Origin of the sequence: Paraburkholderia silvatlantica, assembly GCF_003096715.1 — a bacterium.
Classification (GTDB): Bacteria; Pseudomonadota; Gammaproteobacteria; order Burkholderiales; family Burkholderiaceae; genus Paraburkholderia; species Paraburkholderia silvatlantica.
In genome coordinates, this window is sequence record NZ_QEOL01000025.1 from 67347 (window position 1) to 83404 (window position 16058).

Here is a 16058-nt window from a genome sequence, read left to right on the forward strand (position 1 = left end):
GTGGCGTGGTCGATTCATCGTCGCTGTACCGATTCGGCATGCGGGGCGTCAGCCTGGCGGCGCCACGCCAAGCACCGCATGGACCGCGCCTATGAGCGCGGAGTCGTCGAACGGCTTGCGCAGGTACGCAACCGCGCCGGCGGCCTGCGCCTGCTCGCGCACGCGCGCATCGTCGTGCGCCGTAATCACGATGCACTGGATGCCGGTACCGCCCAACCGGCGCTGGACCTCGATACCGTTGATGCCGGGCATCTGGATATCGAGGACCACGCACGCCGGCGCGTGAGGCGCCGCAGCCGCCAGCGCGTCGAGAAAGGCCTCGCCGCTGGTGTACACGTCGGAGTCGATGCCGACCGACTTCAACAGGCGCTGGATCGCTCGCCCGACCGACTCCTCGTCGTCGACGACGGCCACGGATCGTGTCACGTTGTTCATTTGACTCAGCGTTCGGTTACCGGTGAGGACAGCCAGCCCGGCGCCGCCGTGCGGGCCGACCGGCATCCTGAGCGCACGCGGCCCCCCATGCGCGACTACTTGTGTGGTGCAGGCTTGACGGATACGGCGAACGCTTCCGTATACACTGCCTCGACCTGATCGCCGACCTGCACGCTTGCAAGTTGCTGGGGGTCTTCGACCCGCAAGTCCATCGTCCCCCCTTCGGGTCCCATCAGCGTGACCATTTTTGTTTGGGTGTCGACCGCCACGACGTTTGCCGTGACCTTCACCTCACGCCCCACCATGCCGCCGGGCTTCTCGCCGGCAGCCGCGCGCTCGACCTGCGGCGTTTCCTGTACCGAGGTCTCGCCGCCGCCCCCCTTCTTCAGGCTCAGCGTGAGCGATTCCTTATAGGTCATGGTCACGACGTCGCCGACCTTTAGTTGGTCGAAGTTTCTGACTTCCGGTCCCAGCTCGGCTTCGACCAGCTTGCCGTCGTGGCGCTTGAGCGTGACGGTGCGGGTATTGGCGTCGATCTTCGTAATCGTCGCCGTCACCTTGTGCATGCCGGTGACGGTTGCCTTGCCCGGCTCGTGCGTCACGTTGGCCGTCGTCTGGCCCTGGGCCGCGGCAAGCTGCGCCGCGGCGGCGATGACAGCTGTTACAACCCACTTGAGGTACGGCATCGCGACCTCCTGTTACAGATCGAGTTTCGTCACCTTCGTACCCGCGACCGAAGCATCGGCCATGATGCCCGTATTGGTCATCACGATCGCCTGAACCGGCGCCGTCGCGGTTCTCGTGTCGATCTGTCCATTCGCACCGACCTTGACGAGCGCGACGGCAACGTCGCCGCCAACCGACCAGCCCTTCGAGTTGCGGAACTTGTCGAGCGAGTCCTGCGTCATGAAGAGAAAGATCACGGCGGTGGACTGCACCCCCGCCTGCAAGCCGAACGAAGCGGCCGCCGTGCTGTAGTAACCGACCGTCGAGCCGCCTACGCGCAACGCACCCTGGCCGTATGAGCCGCCAATAATGAACGCTGCCTTGCCGACCGAAGGAAAGACCAGCACGCCCTGCGACTTGGCAACGAGTTCCTGCGAGCCCGGGACAGTCGAGAACAGCCGGGACATCGTGCCGTCCACGGCCGCATCGATCTCCTGGCGTTTCGCCGCGTCGGTCGCGCCGCTCGTCCCACTGCTCGTGGTCGTGCTGCAACCCGCTGCGGCCAGCCCAGCCGCGGCCGCCGCCGTAAGCACAAAAATCCGTCGCTTCATTGTTTTCCTCCATTGAGTTTAGACAGCCCGGACACGGCACTCACGCATGCGGATCGAACGTCACGCGGGAATGAGACGTTGCTCGCACATCGTTGCGAAGCGTTGCTCATCGTTGAATTGCATAGTGTCAGACGCGGCACACAGGACAAATCGGACCTTGGTCTTACGCCGCCCGAGCCGCAGCGCACACCGCGCTACTGCACCGTGTAGCCGCGCCCTTGCATGCACGCGGCAAAAGCCCGGTTGAACGTGTCGATCGCGCCCTGCTGCTGTTGCTGGGCATTGGCCTGCTGGGCACGCCGGTTCTGTCGCGCGCGCGATCCGCCCACCATCGTTCCGGCCGCTGCGCCTACTGCAGCGCCCTTGCCCGCGTCGCCCGTGATCGCGCCGATCACCGCGCCGCCCGCGGCACCACGCGCTGCGCCCTGAACACGCTCGCCTCCGCCCACGGCCGGGCCCGAAGGCGGCGGTGGCGTCGACGCAACCTGTTTCGGATCGATACCTGTGTTGCTCTTTGCCCACGAGTAGCACGCCGATTCGTCCGCGTGCTGTTGCTGCGCGCTCTGCCCCTTCGCGGGATAGGCAATCGGCGTTGCCTGCGCGGCACTCATCAAAAGCAGCACGGCGGCGCACAGGGCGCCGGTCCGACTATTTATATAGGTATCCATATCAACTCCTTGAGCGCGTGCGAGATCGCGCCGATTACGCCTGCTGCCATCGGCGGGAGGTTGGGAAGTGACAGTCGTGCTGACGGCACGACACCCGAATCCGGGGCAAACACTGCGCCGTGCGACCGGCGCGGTGGTCTCTTCAATGATGTGGGAGCGGCACAGCGAAGGCAATCAGACCATGGTCCTACCGTCAGCCGCAGCGGCTGACAGGCTCAACGACGCGCCCGCCGGCGCACGGCCGGAACAGCCATGCAGCGCGGCGGGCGCAGACGAGAGGCAGCGGGCGATCAGAACTTGTGACGAATGCCGAGACTCACCATGATTTGCGAACTCGAACTGCCGTTCAGCCCATAGTCGGCGACCGAAGCGACCGCGGTGGTCAGAATGGAACCCGTTGCGGTCGGCACGCGCTGCGTGCCGTTGGCGTGCTGCCACGCGCCGACCAGGTAGACGTCGGTACGCTTGGAGAGGTTGTAGTCGCCGCCCAGCGAGACCTGGTTATAGGTCGCCGAGGTGTCGCCCGCGCTGTGCGTCCACGTATAGCCGACACCGATGAGCGACGCCGGCGTGAGCGCATAGTTTATGAAACCGCCGGCGACGTTGTAGCGCTGGTTGGATGGGAAAAGCGACTGCGCGTCGGCCTTGTATTGCGCGTTGCTATACCGGCCGCCGAATGTCCACGGCCCGGCCACGTATTGCAGCGCGACGGAGCCAATGCCGACCCACTTGGCGGTTTCGTACGCGAGGTTCTGAAAACCGCCGTCGAACATGCCGTCCGAGCTGCTGGTCCAGTTGGTGCGGGGAATCGTGGAGTTTGCGTTGTGCATGCGGACGTAGCCCGCCGCGATGCTGAATGGGCCGGTCACATAGCTCGCCGCCGCCGACCAGGTCTGCTGCGAACCCGTCGCGCCCGCGACGCCTCCGAACGCATACATGCCTTCGATCTGGAAGCCCGCGAATTGCGGCGAGAGATACTTGATCGCATTGTTCGTACGAGAGCTGTTGTCGTTGTTGTCGACATCGCCCGGCGTGGCGAAGGTGCTGCCCCAGTAATTGTCTGCGGTAAGCGGCTGAACCATGTCGACGACAGGGTCGTATTGACGGCCCAGGGTGAGCGTGCCGTACTGCTGGTGCGTCAAGCCCACGAACGCCTGCCGGCCGAACAGTCGGCTGCCCTGCTGCGAAGTCCCGCTATTGATGTCGAATCCGCTTTCCAGCTGGAAGATCGCTTTCAGGCCGCCGCCCAGATCCTCGGTTCCCTTCAACCCCCAGCGAGACCCTTGCAGATTGCCGCCTTGCATCCGATACAGGTTGTTGCCCTGAGCGTCGGCGTTGTGGACGAACTGAAAGGCCTCGTCGATCACGCCATACAGGGTCACACTGCTTTGCGCGTGAGCGGCCGGCGCCAGCACGGTGAGCGGAACAGGAAGCAACATAAGCGCAAGCTTTTTCATGTTTGCAACTCCTTCACGCACCGGGTAATCGGTATTCCTATGTTAGTCGCTTGCTTCGGAACGACCTCGGCGTGAAATTGGTTCCGTTGTCGGCGCAAGACACCCAATGCGGCACGAATGAAGACCGGCACCTTGTAACCGCAGCTTAAATAAGGCATTGAGACCGGCATGTTTGCAAATGCCGTGGAACTCGCCTCACTGCGCCGATGTCCGTTTCGAATAAACAATCAGGAGTCCACACACTTGGCGCGCCTCGCCGCCCAGATCGACTTGACCTCGACGCCGTCCATTCTCAGCGTCGTGCCGGCCATCCAGTGCGCGCCGGGCGAGACGATGAACGCCTCATCTTCCCGCCCCTCATTCGATCAGTATTACCAACCATCAATCGAGAAATTCCGTAATCGCCGCAGCGATCTCTTCAGCGTGCGTTTCCAGTGCGAAGTGGCCCGTGTCGAGAAAGCGCACCACGGCTTGCGGCAAGTCGCGCTTGAATGCCTGCGCGCCCGCAGGCAGGAAGAACGGATCGTTCTTGCCCCACACGGCGAGAAACGGCGGACGATGCGTACGGAAATACGCATGAAACTCGGGGTACAAAGCAACGTTGTTCCGGTAGTCGCGGAACAGGTCGAGCTGGATCTCGTGCGCGCCGGGGCGGTTCATATAGTAGTCGTCGAGCGAATAGCCGTCTGGCGACACGGCAGACCCACCGGGCACGCCGTGCGTGTATTGCCAGATCGTCGTTTCGCGCGAGAGCGTAGTCGAATACATACACCGCGAAGCGATCGAAGCCGATGCGCTCGGTGAAGCGCGCCATCACGTTCGCGATGTTCTCGAACGTGTACGCGAATTGGCCCCGGTCCGGCAGGTCCGATTGACCGAAGCCCGGCAGATCCGGTGCGACGAGATGAAAGCGGTCGGCGAGCTTCGGAATGAGATCGCGGAACATGTGCCCGGCACTCGGAAAGCCGTGCAGTAGCAGGAGCTTCGGCGCTCCCACGCGCCCGGCTTCCCGGTAGAACACTTTCGAGTCTCCTGGTTCGAGCCGGCGGCAAGTCGTTGAACCATGCCTCGGTTGCGGGCGCATTGCAAGCGCTGCCGGGAACTGCAGCCGCACGTGTGCGGGCCGCACGTCAGGTTGCCACGACGCTCAGGCAGAGAAGTCAGTCGATGACGACAGCGCTTGCCACGTTTGCGTTTCCTGCGCCACGTAAGCGTTTTTCGCGGCGATGGCAGCGAGCGTGTCCGTGCCGAGCGGAAGGCGCAACGGCGGGTCCGAGGCGTCGACGAGCGTGATCAACGCGGCGGCAAGCTTCGTCGGGTCGCCGGGCTGGTTGTGATTCAATTGCACGGCCTTGCGGCGAGCGGCGCCCGAGGTTTCGTCGTAGTCCTCGATGACGTCCTGCGCGACGACCAGCGAGGAGCCATCCAGAAAGTCGGTCCGAAAATAGCCCGGCTCGACAACCGTCGCGTGAATGCCAAGCGGCTTCAATTCGGCATGCAACGCTTCCGTAATGCCTTCGACGGCGAACTTCGTCGACGAGTACACGCCGAATCCGGCCGCGGCGCGATATCCGCCAATCGACGAAATATTGATCACGTGGCCCGAGCGGTTTGCGCGCATCGTCGGCAACACCGCACGCGTGACGTTCAGCAGACCGAATACATTCGTGTCGTACATGCGGCGCACGTCCTTGTCGGCGGACTCTTCCACTGCGCCCAGCAGGCCAAAGCCGGCGTTGTTGACCAGCACGTCGACGCGGCCGAATCGCTCGACCGCCGCCTGCACTGCCGCCTTTGCCTGCGCCTCGTCGGTAACGTCCAGCGCGACCGGCAACACCGCAGCCGAGTCGCCGAGACGCTCGACGATCGCCCGAAGGTTACGTCCGGCGGCCACGACTGCGTTGCCGTCCGCAAGCGCCGCTTCGGCAATCAACGCGCCAATGCCACGCGACGCGCCAGTGATGAACCATACGCGCTTGAAACCACCTTGTTGAGCGTCAGCCATGATGTCTCTCCTACGTGTGTGTGATGAGGTGATGTCATGGTAGGCGCGGCGATTGACATAAACTAGCCGTATATTACTGGCGTGATAATCAACTTTTATTTGCGAATCGGGGGGGCTCCGAAGTGAACGAAATTCGCGCGATCACCACGTTCGTCCGTGCCGCTGCGCTTGGGAGCCTGCGTGGCGCCGCGGTCGATCAAGGCATCTCGCCGCAGGCCGCGAGCCATGCGGTGATGCAACTGGAGAAGGAACTGGGCGTGCGGCTCTTTCACCGGACCACCCGCAAGCTGAGCCTCACCGAAGAAGGCCAACGGCTTCTCGAGAGCGTGGCGCCGGCGCTCGCCATGCTGTCGTCCGCACTCGACGAGGCCCGGCGCTCGAAAGAAGACGTGACCGGCATGCTGCGCGTGAGTGCGCCGCGCGCCTTCGGGCTCCCGGTCCTGTGGCCGTACTTCGAGGAATTCCAGAAGCTTTATCCGAACGTGCAGCTCGAAGTGCAATTCGACGATCAGTTCACGGATCTCGTGACCGACCGCTCCGACGTGGGATTTCGCGGTGGACCGCCGCCTTCGGGCGGCTCGATCGCGCGCCGGCTGGTGCCGATCCAGCTGATCGTGTGTGCGTCGCCGGACTATATCGAGCGCAACGGCGCGCCGCAAACCATCGAAGAACTCGCTCAACATCGCTGCACCGGGTACCGGCGCGCGAACACGGGCAAGCTCGCGCAGTGGCAGTTCCGTCTCGGCGACGAGATCGTCTACCGCGACGTACCCGCGGCCATCTGCGTGAATGACACAGAACTGGAAACGCAGGCGGTGCTTTCGGGTCTCGGCATCGGGCAGTTGGGCAGCTTCAACGCCGCGACGCATATCCGTTGCGGACGACTCGTTCCGTTACTGATGCAGCACGTCACCGAATACGGCACGATTTATATCTACTACAGGCATCGAACCGAACAGTCCCTGCGCGTGAAGACGTTCATCGACTTCATGGTCGAACGCATGGCCGGTAACCGAAATTTTTTTCTCGAGCCGTCGGAGCTTCGCGCCGGGTAGCATCCGCGCGCAAACGCCAGACCGTGCACAATATCGCCATGCAAGCGCAAGACCTCGAACGCCTCGTCACCCTCGCCATGCCCTTCGGCAAATACAAGGGCCGGCTCATCGCCGACCTGCCCGGGCACTACCTCAACTGGTTCGCCCGCGAAGGGTTCCCGCCGGGTGAGATCGGCCGTCTGCTCGCACTGATGCACGAGCTCGACCATAACGGCCTGAAGGGCTTGCTCGAGCCGCTGCGCAAACGCGGCTAGCGCCAGGCCGGCACCCGGCGGACAATGCCCGTGCGAAGCGCTTGCGAGGCAACCCGACATGGCGCAATTCCAGCCCGACGGATGGCATACCGTGACGCCCCGAATCGTCGTACGCGACGCGGAAAACCTGATCGCCTTCATCACGACGGTGTTTCAGGCGCAGGGCGCATTCCGCCACGGGCTGCCGGCCGAAGTCAGGATCGGCGATTCCACACTCGCACTCCGCCGCCCGAATGTCCACGCCGTTCGCTTACGCGAACGGGGATTGCAGGACGATCGCATCGTCGCGTTCAGGGCCGGTGGTGACCATCGCCGCGGGAACGCCGACTTCGCTCTGAATCGCTTCGATCAGCGCCGCTGCCTGCGGCGGCAGATCGCCATAGGAGCGGATGCCGCGGGTCGAACCCGCCCAGCCGTCGAAGCGCCTGAGAACCGGCTGCAGGCGCTGCTGCCCGGCGTTCGTGGGCGGCATGTAGTCGATGCGCACCCCATCGAGCATGTAGCCCACACAGAGCTGCACCGACTCGAAGCCATCGAGCACATCGAGCTTGGTCAGCGCGAGCTGGTTGATGCCCGCGACCTTGCAGCTCTGACGCAGTTGTACGGTGTCCAGCCAGCCGCAGCGGCGCGGGCGACCGGTGTTGACCCCGTATTCGCCGCCGCGCTGCCGGAGCACGTCGCCGAGCGCGCCGTGCAGTTCCGACGTGAACGGGCCTTCGCCAACACGCGTCGCATAGACCTTGCTGACGCCAAGCACCCGCCCCAGCTGCGACGGGGCAATGCCGGCGCCGCCCGCCGCGCCGGCGGCAATGGTGCTCGACGACGTCACGTACGGGTAGCTGCCCCAATCCACGTCGAGCATGACCGCTTGCGAGCCTTCGAATACCACGCGCTTGCCTGCCGAATGGGCGTGGTCGAGCTGCTCCCAGACGCGGCCCACGAACGGCAGGATGCGCGGCGCCATGGCAAGCAGCCCGCTTAGCATCGGCTCGCGCGGAAATGGCTCCTGGCCCGAGCCGCGAAGCCAGGCGTTATGGTGCTCGAGCAGAACGTCGAGCTTCTGGGCCAGCAGATCCGGTTCGGCCAGATCGCACACGCGCAGCCCGCGGCGCCCAACCTTGTCCTCGTATGCCGGACCGATGCCGCGCAGGGTGGTGCCGAGCGGCTTCGCGCGCATCCGCTCCTGGGCAGCGTCGAGCGCGCGATGCACCGGCAGGACCAGCGTGGCCGTCTCGGCGATCTGCAGCACGTCCGGCGTGACGCGGACACCCATGGCCGCCATGCGGTCGATCTCCGCGAGCAGCGCCTCGGGATCGAGCGCAACGCCGTTGCCGATCAGGCCGAGCTTCCCGCGCACGACACCGCTGGGAAGCAGCGCCAGCTTGTAGGTCCGGCCGTCCACCACCAGCGTGTGCCCGGCGTTGTGCCCGCCGTTGTAACGGACGACGACATCCGCCTTCTCCGCGAGCCAATCCACGATCCGGCCCTTTCCCTCATCGCCCCACTGCGCACCGACTACGACGACATTCGACATGCGAGATTACCCTGGTGAGTTAATCGAACAGATCCAGAACCGGAACTGCTGCAAAGGGGCTCAATATAGGGCTACGCTCGCGCCACGAAAAGCGATGTAAACTCACGGGACTTGTCAGGAAAAGTCACATAGGAATGGCCTTCATGTCGCGTCGTCTGCCGCCGTTGAACGCCCTGCGCGTATTCGAGGCCGCCGCCCGCGCGGAGAGTTTTTCCGTAGCGGCCGAAGAGCTATGCGTCACGCACGGTGCGGTTAGCCGACAAGTGCGGCAACTGGAGGACTGGCTTGGACTCGACTTGTTCGAGCGGCGCGGGCGCAGGGTCGTCCTGACCGCGTCGGGGCGCGCTTACCTGGCCGAAGTATCGGCGGCGCTGGATCGCATCGCGCTGGCGACCAGTGCGCAACTTCGGGCCTCGCGCGCGCAGATCGTGAGGGTCAACGCGCCCACGACGTTCGCGTTGCGCTGGCTCTTGCCGCAGCTTTCCAGCTTCCAGCTGACCCACCCGGCGGTGGAGGTCCGGCTGACGACATCGGATGAGCCAATCGAAAAGCTCGCCGACGAATGCGATGTGGCGATTCGCGGCAGCGAGCAGAAGTCGGCGGGGTATGCGGTCAAGGAGTTTTTATCGGAAGTCCGGCTGCCGGTATGCTCACCCAAGGTGCTGGAGTCTCACCCGATACACACTGTCCCGGACCTGACGCACCACACCCTGCTTCACACGGCGACCTATCCCGGCCTTTGGGCGCAATGGCTTGCGGCGAGCGGCCACCCAGGGCTTGCCGCTCGCCATTCCCAGCAACTGGATCACTTTTATTTGACCCTGCAAGCCGCCATCGACGGTCTGGGGATCGCGATGGGCCCTACCGCGCTTGTCGCACTCGACGTCAAAGAAGGCCGTCTCGTGTTTCCGTTCGACGGCCCCGCCTTGCCGGCGTGGCGCTACTGCAGCTATGTCCGCGAAGCACGCCTCGACGATCCTGCAATCAACACCTTTCTGGCGTGGTTGCGCGAACTCGGCCAGCGCTTTTCGCATCATGCGTAGCGTTGGATTGGGGTGAAGGCGGTCGGAGTGGGCGCCACCCTTCGGCGACATTCGCCCACAGTCAGCCGAGCGGAAGCGATCGAGCAACCGGTTGAACGACAGCTTCAATGTCGCAATAGGTTCGACTTATGACCGCGACATAAATCTCGTATTTCCGCGCATCCGGCCATTCACATAAAGTCTCCGTACCGAAAACTAATTCATCGGCTCTCTGGCCGATGACGGAGACAGGCATGAATCTTCAGATCGCTGAAAACAGCGAGCACACGGAAAACGCCAGCGATATCGTTGCTCGAACGTCTGCGGCCGCCCTGAGCGCGACCCTGGACTACGAAGTTGCTCCGCAAACCGGCGAAGCGCTTCCTCTTCTGTGGCACTGGATCTTTTTCAGGCCGACCGTTCCCCAGCATCTCATCGCCGAAGATGGGCATCCGCAAAAAGGCGGATTTCTCCCCGACCTCGGACTACCGCGGCGCATGTGGGCGGGCGGGCGTCTGCGCTTTATATCGCCACTCATCGTCGGCAACGAGATCACTCGTGAATCGACGATCCTGAACATCAGCGAAAAGCACGGGAGAAGCGGCAAGCTCGGCTTCGTCACCGTCAGCCATCAGATCCGTTGCGCGGGCACGCTCGCCATCGATGAAGAACAGGACATCGTCTATCGCGAGCCGCCCGTGCCCGGCGCCGCAGCGCCTGCGCCCACGGCCCCACCGGATAACGCGCAGTGGAAACGGGAGGTCGTACCCGATGAAGTGCTGATGTTCCGCTACTCCGCACTGACGTTCAACGCCCATCGCATTCATTATGACAAGCCGTATGTCACGCAGACGGAAGGCTATCCCAACCTCGTCGTACATGGGCCGCTCATCGCCACGCTACTGATGGATCTTGTGCGCAGGCACCGGCCCGATGCCGCGGTACTCGACTTCTCATTCAAGGCGATGCGTCCGAGTTTCATGGGGAACACGCTTTATCTCTGCGGCAGTCCATCGCCCGATGGCAAGTCTGTCGAGCTCTGGTCACACGACCATGAAGGCTGGCAGACCATGTCCGCGCGCGCAGTCCTCGCTTAATCCACTGACGGAAGATTCACCATGCTCAATTCGACAATCGACTCACACCAGGACATCCGCGAAGCTGTTCGCGACCTGTGCCAACAGTTTGCGGGCGAGTATTTTCGCAAGGTCGACGAGGAGCGCGGCTATCCCGAGGCCTTCGTCAATGCACTGACTGAAGCGGGATGGCTTGCCGCGTTGATTCCGCAGGAATACGGCGGCTCCGGCCTTGGGCTGACTGAAGCGTCCGTGATTATGGAAGAGATCAACCGGTCCGGCGGCAATTCGGGCGCCTGCCACGGGCAAATGTACAACATGGGCACGCTGCTGCGTCACGGCTCGGCGGAACAGAAAAGCCGCTATCTGCCGAAGATCGCCACGGGTGAGTTGCGCCTGCAGTCGATGGGCGTCACGGAACCGACCACGGGCACCGACACGACGAAGATCAAGACGACGGCAGAACGCAAGGGCGATCGCTACGTGATCAACGGCCAGAAGGTCTGGATTTCCCGCATCCAGCACTCGGACCTGATGATTCTGCTTGCGCGTACGACGCCGCTCCCGGACGTCAAGAAGAAGAGCGAAGGCATGTCGATCTTCATCGTCGACCTGCGCGAAGCGATCGGACACGGCATGACGGTTCGCCCGATCCTGAACATGGTGAACCACGAAACCAATGAGCTCTTCTTTGACAACCTCGAAATTCCGGCTGAAAACCTGATTGGCGAAGAAGGCATGGGCTTCAGGTACATTCTTGACGGCCTGAATGCAGAACGCACGCTGATTGCAGCGGAATGTATCGGCGATGGGTACTGGTTCCTCGACAAGGTCTCCCAGTACGTCAGGGACCGGGTTGTCTTCGGCCGCCCCATCGGCCAGAACCAGGGTGTGCAGTTCCCGATCGCAAGAGCCTTCGTCAACGTCGAGGCAGCCAACCTGATGCGCTACAAGGCCTGCGAGCTGTTCGACGCGCACAGGCACTGCGGCGCCCAGGCGAATATGGCCAAACTGCTCGCTGCCGATGCATCGTGGGAAGCCGCCAATGCCTGCCTCCAGTTTCACGGCGGCTTTGGATTCGCGGCGGAATACGACGTCGAGCGCAAGTTCCGCGAGACACGCCTGTACCAGGTGGCGCCTATCTCGACCAACCTGATCCTGTCCTACGTCGCCGAGCACATTCTCGGTCTGCCCCGTTCCTTCTAAGAGGCCGTCTGACCATGCGTCCGCTTCAAGGTATCAAGGTTGTCACGTTCGAACATGCGATCGCCGCTCCGTTTTGCACCCGGCAGCTTGCCGACCTTGGCGCCCGTGTGATCAAGATTGAACGGCCGGGCACGGGCGATTTTGCACGCAATTACGATGAACGTGTCTCGGGTCTCGCGTCCCACTTCGTCTGGACCAACCGGTCGAAGGAAAGCATCACACTCGACGTCAAGCGGGCGCAAGCACTCGACGTCGTGCACAGGTTACTCGCAGATGCCGATGTATTCGTGCAGAACCTGGCGCCCGGTGCAACCCAACGACTCGGTCTCGACTATGCATCTCTCTGTGAGAAGTATCCACGTCTGATTGTCTGCGACATCTCCGGCTATGGACTCGACGGTCCATTCCGCGACAAGAAAGCCTATGACCTGCTGATCCAGAGCGAATCCGGCTTTTTGAGCATCACCGGCTCTGAAGATAAGCCGGCAAAGGCAGGGTGTTCGATCGCGGACATCGCCGCCGGCATGTACGGCTACACCAATATTCTTGCGGCGCTCATCGAGCGTGGGAAAACAGGACGTGGCAAACACATCGACGTATCGATGCTCGAAAGCATGGTCGAGTGGATGAGCTACCCGCTCTATTACTCGATCGACGGGCAGACTGCGCCTCGCCAGGCCGGTGCGTCACACGCAACCATCTTCCCGTACGGGCCTTTTCTGGCGGGTGACGGCAAGACGGTCATGCTGGGTCTGCAGAACGAACGCGAATGGAAGAGCTTTTGCGACGCCGTAATACGCCAACCCGAGCTCTCAACAGACGAACGATTCAATTCCAACAGCCGGCGTGTCAAGAATCGCGACGAACTGACACGCATCATCGTTGAAGCGTTTGCAACGCTGACAGCCGCACAGGTCATCGAGCGGCTCGAGCAGGCGAGTATCGCGAATGCGCGAATGAACAACATGCATGATGTGTGGGAGCACAAGCAGCTGAAGGCACGGCAACGATGGACGACAGTACGAACGCCCGCGGGAGAAGTCCCGGCGTTATATCCCCCAGGCCACGCGGCTGCCGACGAGCCGCGCATGGACGCAGTCCCGGCATTGGGTGAAAACACCGACGCCATTCTCCGCGAACTCGGCTTCAATGCGTCCGCCGTCGAAGAGATGCGAACAGTGGGCGCCATCTAGGCGCGCAAAACGCGCAAGAACGAACAGGGGCATAAGTTCAATAATTCAGCCCCTGCTCGATGCATAACCGCAAGGTTTCAATTCAGGAGACAACATGTCAGTTACGGTCAATGCCGCCGGGCGGCTCGATCGCCTGCCGATCTGCCGCTTTCATTGGAAGATTCTCGGCCTGATTGCAGGAGGCGCTTTTCTCGACGCTTTCGATATCTATCTGGCGAACGGATCAGTCGCCGCGATGGTGAAGGAAGGCTTTACGGATCTGCGCCACGGCGCCATCTTCGTGTCGGCTACGTTCGTCGGCATGATGATTGGCGCATATGCCGCGGGACACATTGGCGACAAGCTGGGTCGGCGCTACTCCTACCAGCTCAACCTCGGTATCTTCGGACTGGCCTCGATTGCTGCGTGCTTTGCACCGAACATCGAATGGCTCATCGTGTTGCGCTTCATCATGGGCGTGGGACTCGGCGCCGAGCTCGTGGTGGCCGCGGGGACCCTTGCCGAATTCGTACCACCTGCAACGCGCGGCAAATGGGTTTCGCTACTGGCTATCATCATCAACAGCGGGCTCTTCGCTGCACTCGCGGCCGGCTACTGGATCATTCCCAATCTCGGCTGGCGTTACATGTTCGCGATTGCCGGCGTTGGGGCGCTGATCGTCTGGTTCCTCCGTCATCGCATGCCTGAATCGCCCCGTTGGCTTGAATCGACAGGCAAACTGGAAGAAGCGGAAGCGACGCTTGGGGCGATCGAGCGAGAAGTTGAAACTCGTGTCGGTGCCTTGCCCCCGGTGCAGCGGGTCGTGAACCTGAACGTCGGCACCGTCCCTCTTCGGGCGCTTTTCGTACCGGGCATGAGGGGCCGCACGTTTGTCGCAGCATTGACGGCCATCGGCGTCAATGTTGGACTCTATGGCTTCATCGCATGGCTGCCAACGTTCTTCGTTAGCGAAGGCCTGTCGATCGTCAAGTCATTGGGCTTCGTCCTTCTGATGTCGATCGGTTCTCCCGTTGGCGGGCTCGTAGGCTATCTGATCGCAGACCGCGTTGGACGTGCGAAAGGTATCGTGTTGTCTGCGCTCGTGAGTATCGCGCTGGGCTGGATCTACGTCACGTTGCGTGACCCTGCGTACATCGTGTTTATAGGCTTTTGTCTTGTCACGGCGATTTACACAATCACGACGCTCGGTCTTTTCGGCTACATTCCCGAACTCTTCCCGACAGAAGTCCGTCTGCGCGGCACTGGCGTCGCAGGAACCTCCGGACGTGCTGCATCGATCGCGACACCCTACCTCGCGCTACTGCTTTACCAGCATGTCGGTGTTTCCGGCGTCATCGCCATGGTTAGCGCCGTGTTTGCGATCCTGTGTGCGGCAATTCTCGTGCTACGCGTCGAGACGGGCCGACACGCGCTCGAAGACGTCGCACCTGGCAAAAGCGACACGGCACCTCTGGTCCAACCTGAGTCTTCGACGACGCGACCGTCGCAAAGCGCACCAGCCAGAAGCGGGTGAATTTTCGCGGAGAATAGCGACGAGGAAGGTGTTGGGGCGGGAACTGCCCGATCGTGTTGAGGGTTTTGGCGACCTCTGCCCCTACTACGGCGAAACGAATGTCGCCTGTCCGCCCGGCGGCGGCGCAATCCGGCTGTCGTTCCATCATCATCTGCGCAATGGCGATCATGTGACGCGCATGGTCTTGCAGGAAGCCATTCTCCAGACCCACGGAGGCCGGGCTCGCGCAATCGAGGCGGGTGAGTTACCCATCGACGTCATACATGCCATGTGCTGAACCGGTGACTGGCTGCTGGCGTCAGCCTCCCGTACCGGCCTTGCGCTCGCGCAGCGTCACGCCTTTCCATGTATCGCGCATCACCTGCTCTTTGATCAGCTCGATCAGCGTGTCCCGTACGGCAATCGTCGCCGAATGAATCGGAACGCCGTTTGGCCAGCAGATACTGGCTGGACGCCGGATGATCGGGTCAACGATCTTGCGCATTTTCGGGAGACGGGACTGATCCCACTGCGCAACGGCAGAGCCCGGAAGTACCGTACATGCGCGGCCCGAATGGGCGATCAGCAGCAATGACGGCAGCGAGTCGATATCGGCCACGATGTTGAGATCGACTTTGCCGCTCAGAAACGTACGCTCCAGCAGAAGACGCAGACCATTCGAAACACCCGGCGCCACCATGGGAATTCCGCTGAGTTTCGTCAACGGGCACGTCGTCGAGCGTGGCGAGATATCGCCGCCTGGGTCTCCGAACAGATACAGCGTCTCATCGAGAACCGGCATGGCCGTAATGCCGGGCGTATCCGACTCGCGAAAGAGAATCCCCAGATCCAGCCGGCCATTCACCATCAGTTCGTTCAGATACCCGCTCATGGTTTCGAAGAACTGCACGCGGATGCCGGGATATCGATCCTGTATCCGCTCGAGCAGCGGCACTGCAAGCACGGAAGCCATCGTAGTAGGCAGGCCTATCGCTACGGTCCCCGATTCGGCCCCTGCTCCTTTCGTGACTTCCTGCTTCAATTGCTCCATCTGCCGCAGGACCGTTCGCGCATGACGATATAGCGCGTCGCCTTTGGCCGTGGGCGTGACGCCGTGATTACTTCGCAGAAGCAGCGAGACCCCCAGCTCTTCTTCGAGTCGCGCCATCTGCTGACTTAAAGACGGCTGGGCAACGAAAAGCTTTTCCGCTGCCTTGCCCAGGCTGCCGAAATCGACAATGCTGACAAAGTATCGGAGCTGGCGAACGTCCATGGGCGGCTTCTGGCAATGCGCTGTTGGAGTTTGGCGCAATCTCGGTGCGCCCGGCGGAGCATTATATCCCCCTTGAGTTCCTGTATCGCGAATCGTACAGGGGCTCTCGCC

At 62.3% G+C, this 16058-nt stretch carries 17 protein-coding genes and 1 pseudogene; 8 read left to right on the top strand and 10 right to left on the bottom strand.

All coding sequences use genetic code 11. The features are described from left to right. Positions 1-48 precede the first annotated feature (48 nt). The 8 genes and pseudogenes from C7411_RS28080 to C7411_RS28110 all read right to left on the bottom strand — a co-directional run bounded on the left by C7411_RS28080 (position 49) and on the right by C7411_RS28110 (position 5842). A complete protein-coding gene (locus C7411_RS28080) occupies positions 49-435 on the bottom strand; it encodes a response regulator transcription factor (RefSeq protein WP_110387814.1) in 387 nt (128 codons plus the stop codon). Between the two features lie 95 nt (positions 436-530). Next, positions 531-1121, bottom strand: coding sequence for a DUF1344 domain-containing protein (locus C7411_RS28085; RefSeq protein ID WP_110387815.1), 591 nt, complete (start codon positions 1119-1121; stop codon positions 531-533). 12 nt (positions 1122-1133) lie between these two features. Continuing rightward, positions 1134-1712 (bottom strand): BPSL1445 family SYLF domain-containing lipoprotein, encoded by a 579-nt coding sequence (locus C7411_RS28090; protein WP_110387816.1) that lies wholly within the window; start codon positions 1710-1712, stop codon positions 1134-1136. 194 nt (positions 1713-1906) lie between these two features. After that, positions 1907-2323: a glycine zipper family protein gene (locus C7411_RS28095; protein WP_373682711.1), complete on the bottom strand. Its 417-nt coding sequence runs from the start codon at positions 2321-2323 to the stop codon at positions 1907-1909. A 347-nt stretch (positions 2324-2670) separates the two neighbouring features. Continuing rightward, positions 2671-3837 carry a porin gene (locus C7411_RS28100; protein ID WP_110387818.1) on the bottom strand — a complete coding sequence of 389 codons (1167 nt, stop codon included), beginning with the start codon at positions 3835-3837 and terminating at the stop codon, positions 2671-2673. Positions 3838-4218: 381 nt separating this feature from the next. After that, positions 4219-4605, bottom strand: coding sequence for an alpha/beta fold hydrolase (locus C7411_RS39030; RefSeq protein WP_373682707.1), 387 nt, complete (start codon positions 4603-4605; stop codon positions 4219-4221). Next, a pseudogene (locus tag C7411_RS39035) lies at positions 4508-4921 on the bottom strand (alpha/beta fold hydrolase); the annotation flags it as partial. The gene C7411_RS39030 and the pseudogene C7411_RS39035, both read right to left, overlap by 98 nt. A 63-nt stretch (positions 4922-4984) precedes the next feature. Beyond that, positions 4985-5842 (bottom strand): oxidoreductase, encoded by an 858-nt coding sequence (locus tag C7411_RS28110; protein ID WP_110387819.1) that lies wholly within the window; start codon positions 5840-5842, stop codon positions 4985-4987. Between the two features lie 122 nt (positions 5843-5964). Here C7411_RS28110 and C7411_RS28115 point away from each other — a divergent pair, with 122 nt between their 5' ends. Together C7411_RS28115 and C7411_RS28120 are read left to right on the top strand one after the other, a co-directional pair. Further along, positions 5965-6897 carry a LysR family transcriptional regulator gene (locus C7411_RS28115; RefSeq protein ID WP_110387820.1) on the top strand — a complete coding sequence of 311 codons (933 nt, stop codon included), beginning with the start codon at positions 5965-5967 and terminating at the stop codon, positions 6895-6897. Positions 6898-6935: 38 nt separating this feature from the next. Next, entirely contained in the window at positions 6936-7151 is a 216-nt protein-coding gene (locus C7411_RS28120; RefSeq protein ID WP_110387885.1) for a DUF3820 family protein, read from the top strand. A 250-nt stretch (positions 7152-7401) separates the two neighbouring features. Here C7411_RS28120 and C7411_RS28130 read toward each other — a convergent pair whose 3' ends face one another. Beyond that, positions 7402-8685, bottom strand: coding sequence for an adenylosuccinate synthase (locus C7411_RS28130; RefSeq protein WP_110387821.1), 1284 nt, complete (start codon positions 8683-8685; stop codon positions 7402-7404). A 143-nt stretch (positions 8686-8828) separates the two neighbouring features. On the opposite strand from C7411_RS28130, the gene gcvA reads away from it, so the two are divergent. The 6 genes from gcvA (at position 8829) to C7411_RS28160 (ending at position 14972) form a co-directional block, all read left to right on the top strand. Then, positions 8829-9728, top strand: coding sequence for a transcriptional regulator GcvA (gene gcvA / locus C7411_RS28135; RefSeq protein ID WP_110387886.1), 900 nt, complete (start codon positions 8829-8831; stop codon positions 9726-9728). A gap of 233 nt (positions 9729-9961) precedes the next feature. Beyond that, a complete protein-coding gene (locus C7411_RS28140) occupies positions 9962-10804 on the top strand; it encodes an HTD2 family dehydratase (protein WP_110387822.1) in 843 nt (280 codons plus the stop codon). A gap of 21 nt (positions 10805-10825) precedes the next feature. Further along, on the top strand, positions 10826-11989 hold the full coding sequence (locus C7411_RS28145) for an acyl-CoA dehydrogenase family protein (RefSeq protein ID WP_110387823.1): 1164 nt from the start codon (positions 10826-10828) through the stop codon (positions 11987-11989). Between the two features lie 14 nt (positions 11990-12003). Beyond that, positions 12004-13182 (top strand): CaiB/BaiF CoA transferase family protein, encoded by a 1179-nt coding sequence (locus tag C7411_RS28150; RefSeq protein ID WP_110387824.1) that lies wholly within the window; start codon positions 12004-12006, stop codon positions 13180-13182. 94 nt (positions 13183-13276) lie between these two features. Further along, on the top strand, positions 13277-14695 hold the full coding sequence (locus C7411_RS28155; protein WP_243413377.1) for an MFS transporter: 1419 nt from the start codon (positions 13277-13279) through the stop codon (positions 14693-14695). Between the two features lie 31 nt (positions 14696-14726). Further along, positions 14727-14972, top strand: a complete 246-nt coding sequence (locus C7411_RS28160) for a hypothetical protein (protein ID WP_110387825.1) — start codon at positions 14727-14729, stop codon at positions 14970-14972. A gap of 21 nt (positions 14973-14993) precedes the next feature. Here the strand turns inward: C7411_RS28160 and C7411_RS28165 are convergent, their stop codons facing one another. Further along, positions 14994-15947, bottom strand: coding sequence for a LysR substrate-binding domain-containing protein (locus C7411_RS28165; RefSeq protein ID WP_110387826.1), 954 nt, complete (start codon positions 15945-15947; stop codon positions 14994-14996). Between the last annotated feature and the right edge of the window lie 111 nt (positions 15948-16058).

Bases quoted from the DNA above. Each gene is read 5' to 3' on its own strand.
- C7411_RS28080 (WP_110387814.1), bottom strand. From the start codon at position 435: ATGAACAACGTGACACGATCCGTGGCCGTCGTCGACGACGAGGAGTCG.
- C7411_RS28085 (WP_110387815.1), bottom strand. From the start codon at position 1,121: ATGCCGTACCTCAAGTGGGTTGTAACAGCTGTCATCGCCGCCGCGGCG.
- C7411_RS28090 (WP_110387816.1), bottom strand. From the start codon at position 1,712: ATGAAGCGACGGATTTTTGTGCTTACGGCGGCGGCCGCGGCTGGGCTG.
- C7411_RS28095 (WP_373682711.1), bottom strand. From the start codon at position 2,323: ATGAGTGCCGCGCAGGCAACGCCGATTGCCTATCCCGCGAAGGGGCAG.
- C7411_RS28100 (WP_110387818.1), bottom strand. From the start codon at position 3,837: ATGAAAAAGCTTGCGCTTATGTTGCTTCCTGTTCCGCTCACCGTGCTG.
- C7411_RS39030 (WP_373682707.1), bottom strand. From the start codon at position 4,605: ATGTATTCGACTACGCTCTCGCGCGAAACGACGATCTGGCAATACACG.
- C7411_RS28110 (WP_110387819.1), bottom strand. From the start codon at position 5,842: ATGGCTGACGCTCAACAAGGTGGTTTCAAGCGCGTATGGTTCATCACT.
- C7411_RS28120 (WP_110387885.1), top strand. From the start codon at position 6,936: ATGCAAGCGCAAGACCTCGAACGCCTCGTCACCCTCGCCATGCCCTTC.
- C7411_RS28130 (WP_110387821.1), bottom strand. From the start codon at position 8,685: ATGTCGAATGTCGTCGTAGTCGGTGCGCAGTGGGGCGATGAGGGAAAG.
- gcvA (WP_110387886.1), top strand. From the start codon at position 8,829: ATGTCGCGTCGTCTGCCGCCGTTGAACGCCCTGCGCGTATTCGAGGCC.
- C7411_RS28140 (WP_110387822.1), top strand. From the start codon at position 9,962: ATGAATCTTCAGATCGCTGAAAACAGCGAGCACACGGAAAACGCCAGC.
- C7411_RS28145 (WP_110387823.1), top strand. From the start codon at position 10,826: ATGCTCAATTCGACAATCGACTCACACCAGGACATCCGCGAAGCTGTT.
- C7411_RS28150 (WP_110387824.1), top strand. From the start codon at position 12,004: ATGCGTCCGCTTCAAGGTATCAAGGTTGTCACGTTCGAACATGCGATC.
- C7411_RS28155 (WP_243413377.1), top strand. From the start codon at position 13,277: ATGTCAGTTACGGTCAATGCCGCCGGGCGGCTCGATCGCCTGCCGATC.
- C7411_RS28165 (WP_110387826.1), bottom strand. From the start codon at position 15,947: ATGGACGTTCGCCAGCTCCGATACTTTGTCAGCATTGTCGATTTCGGC.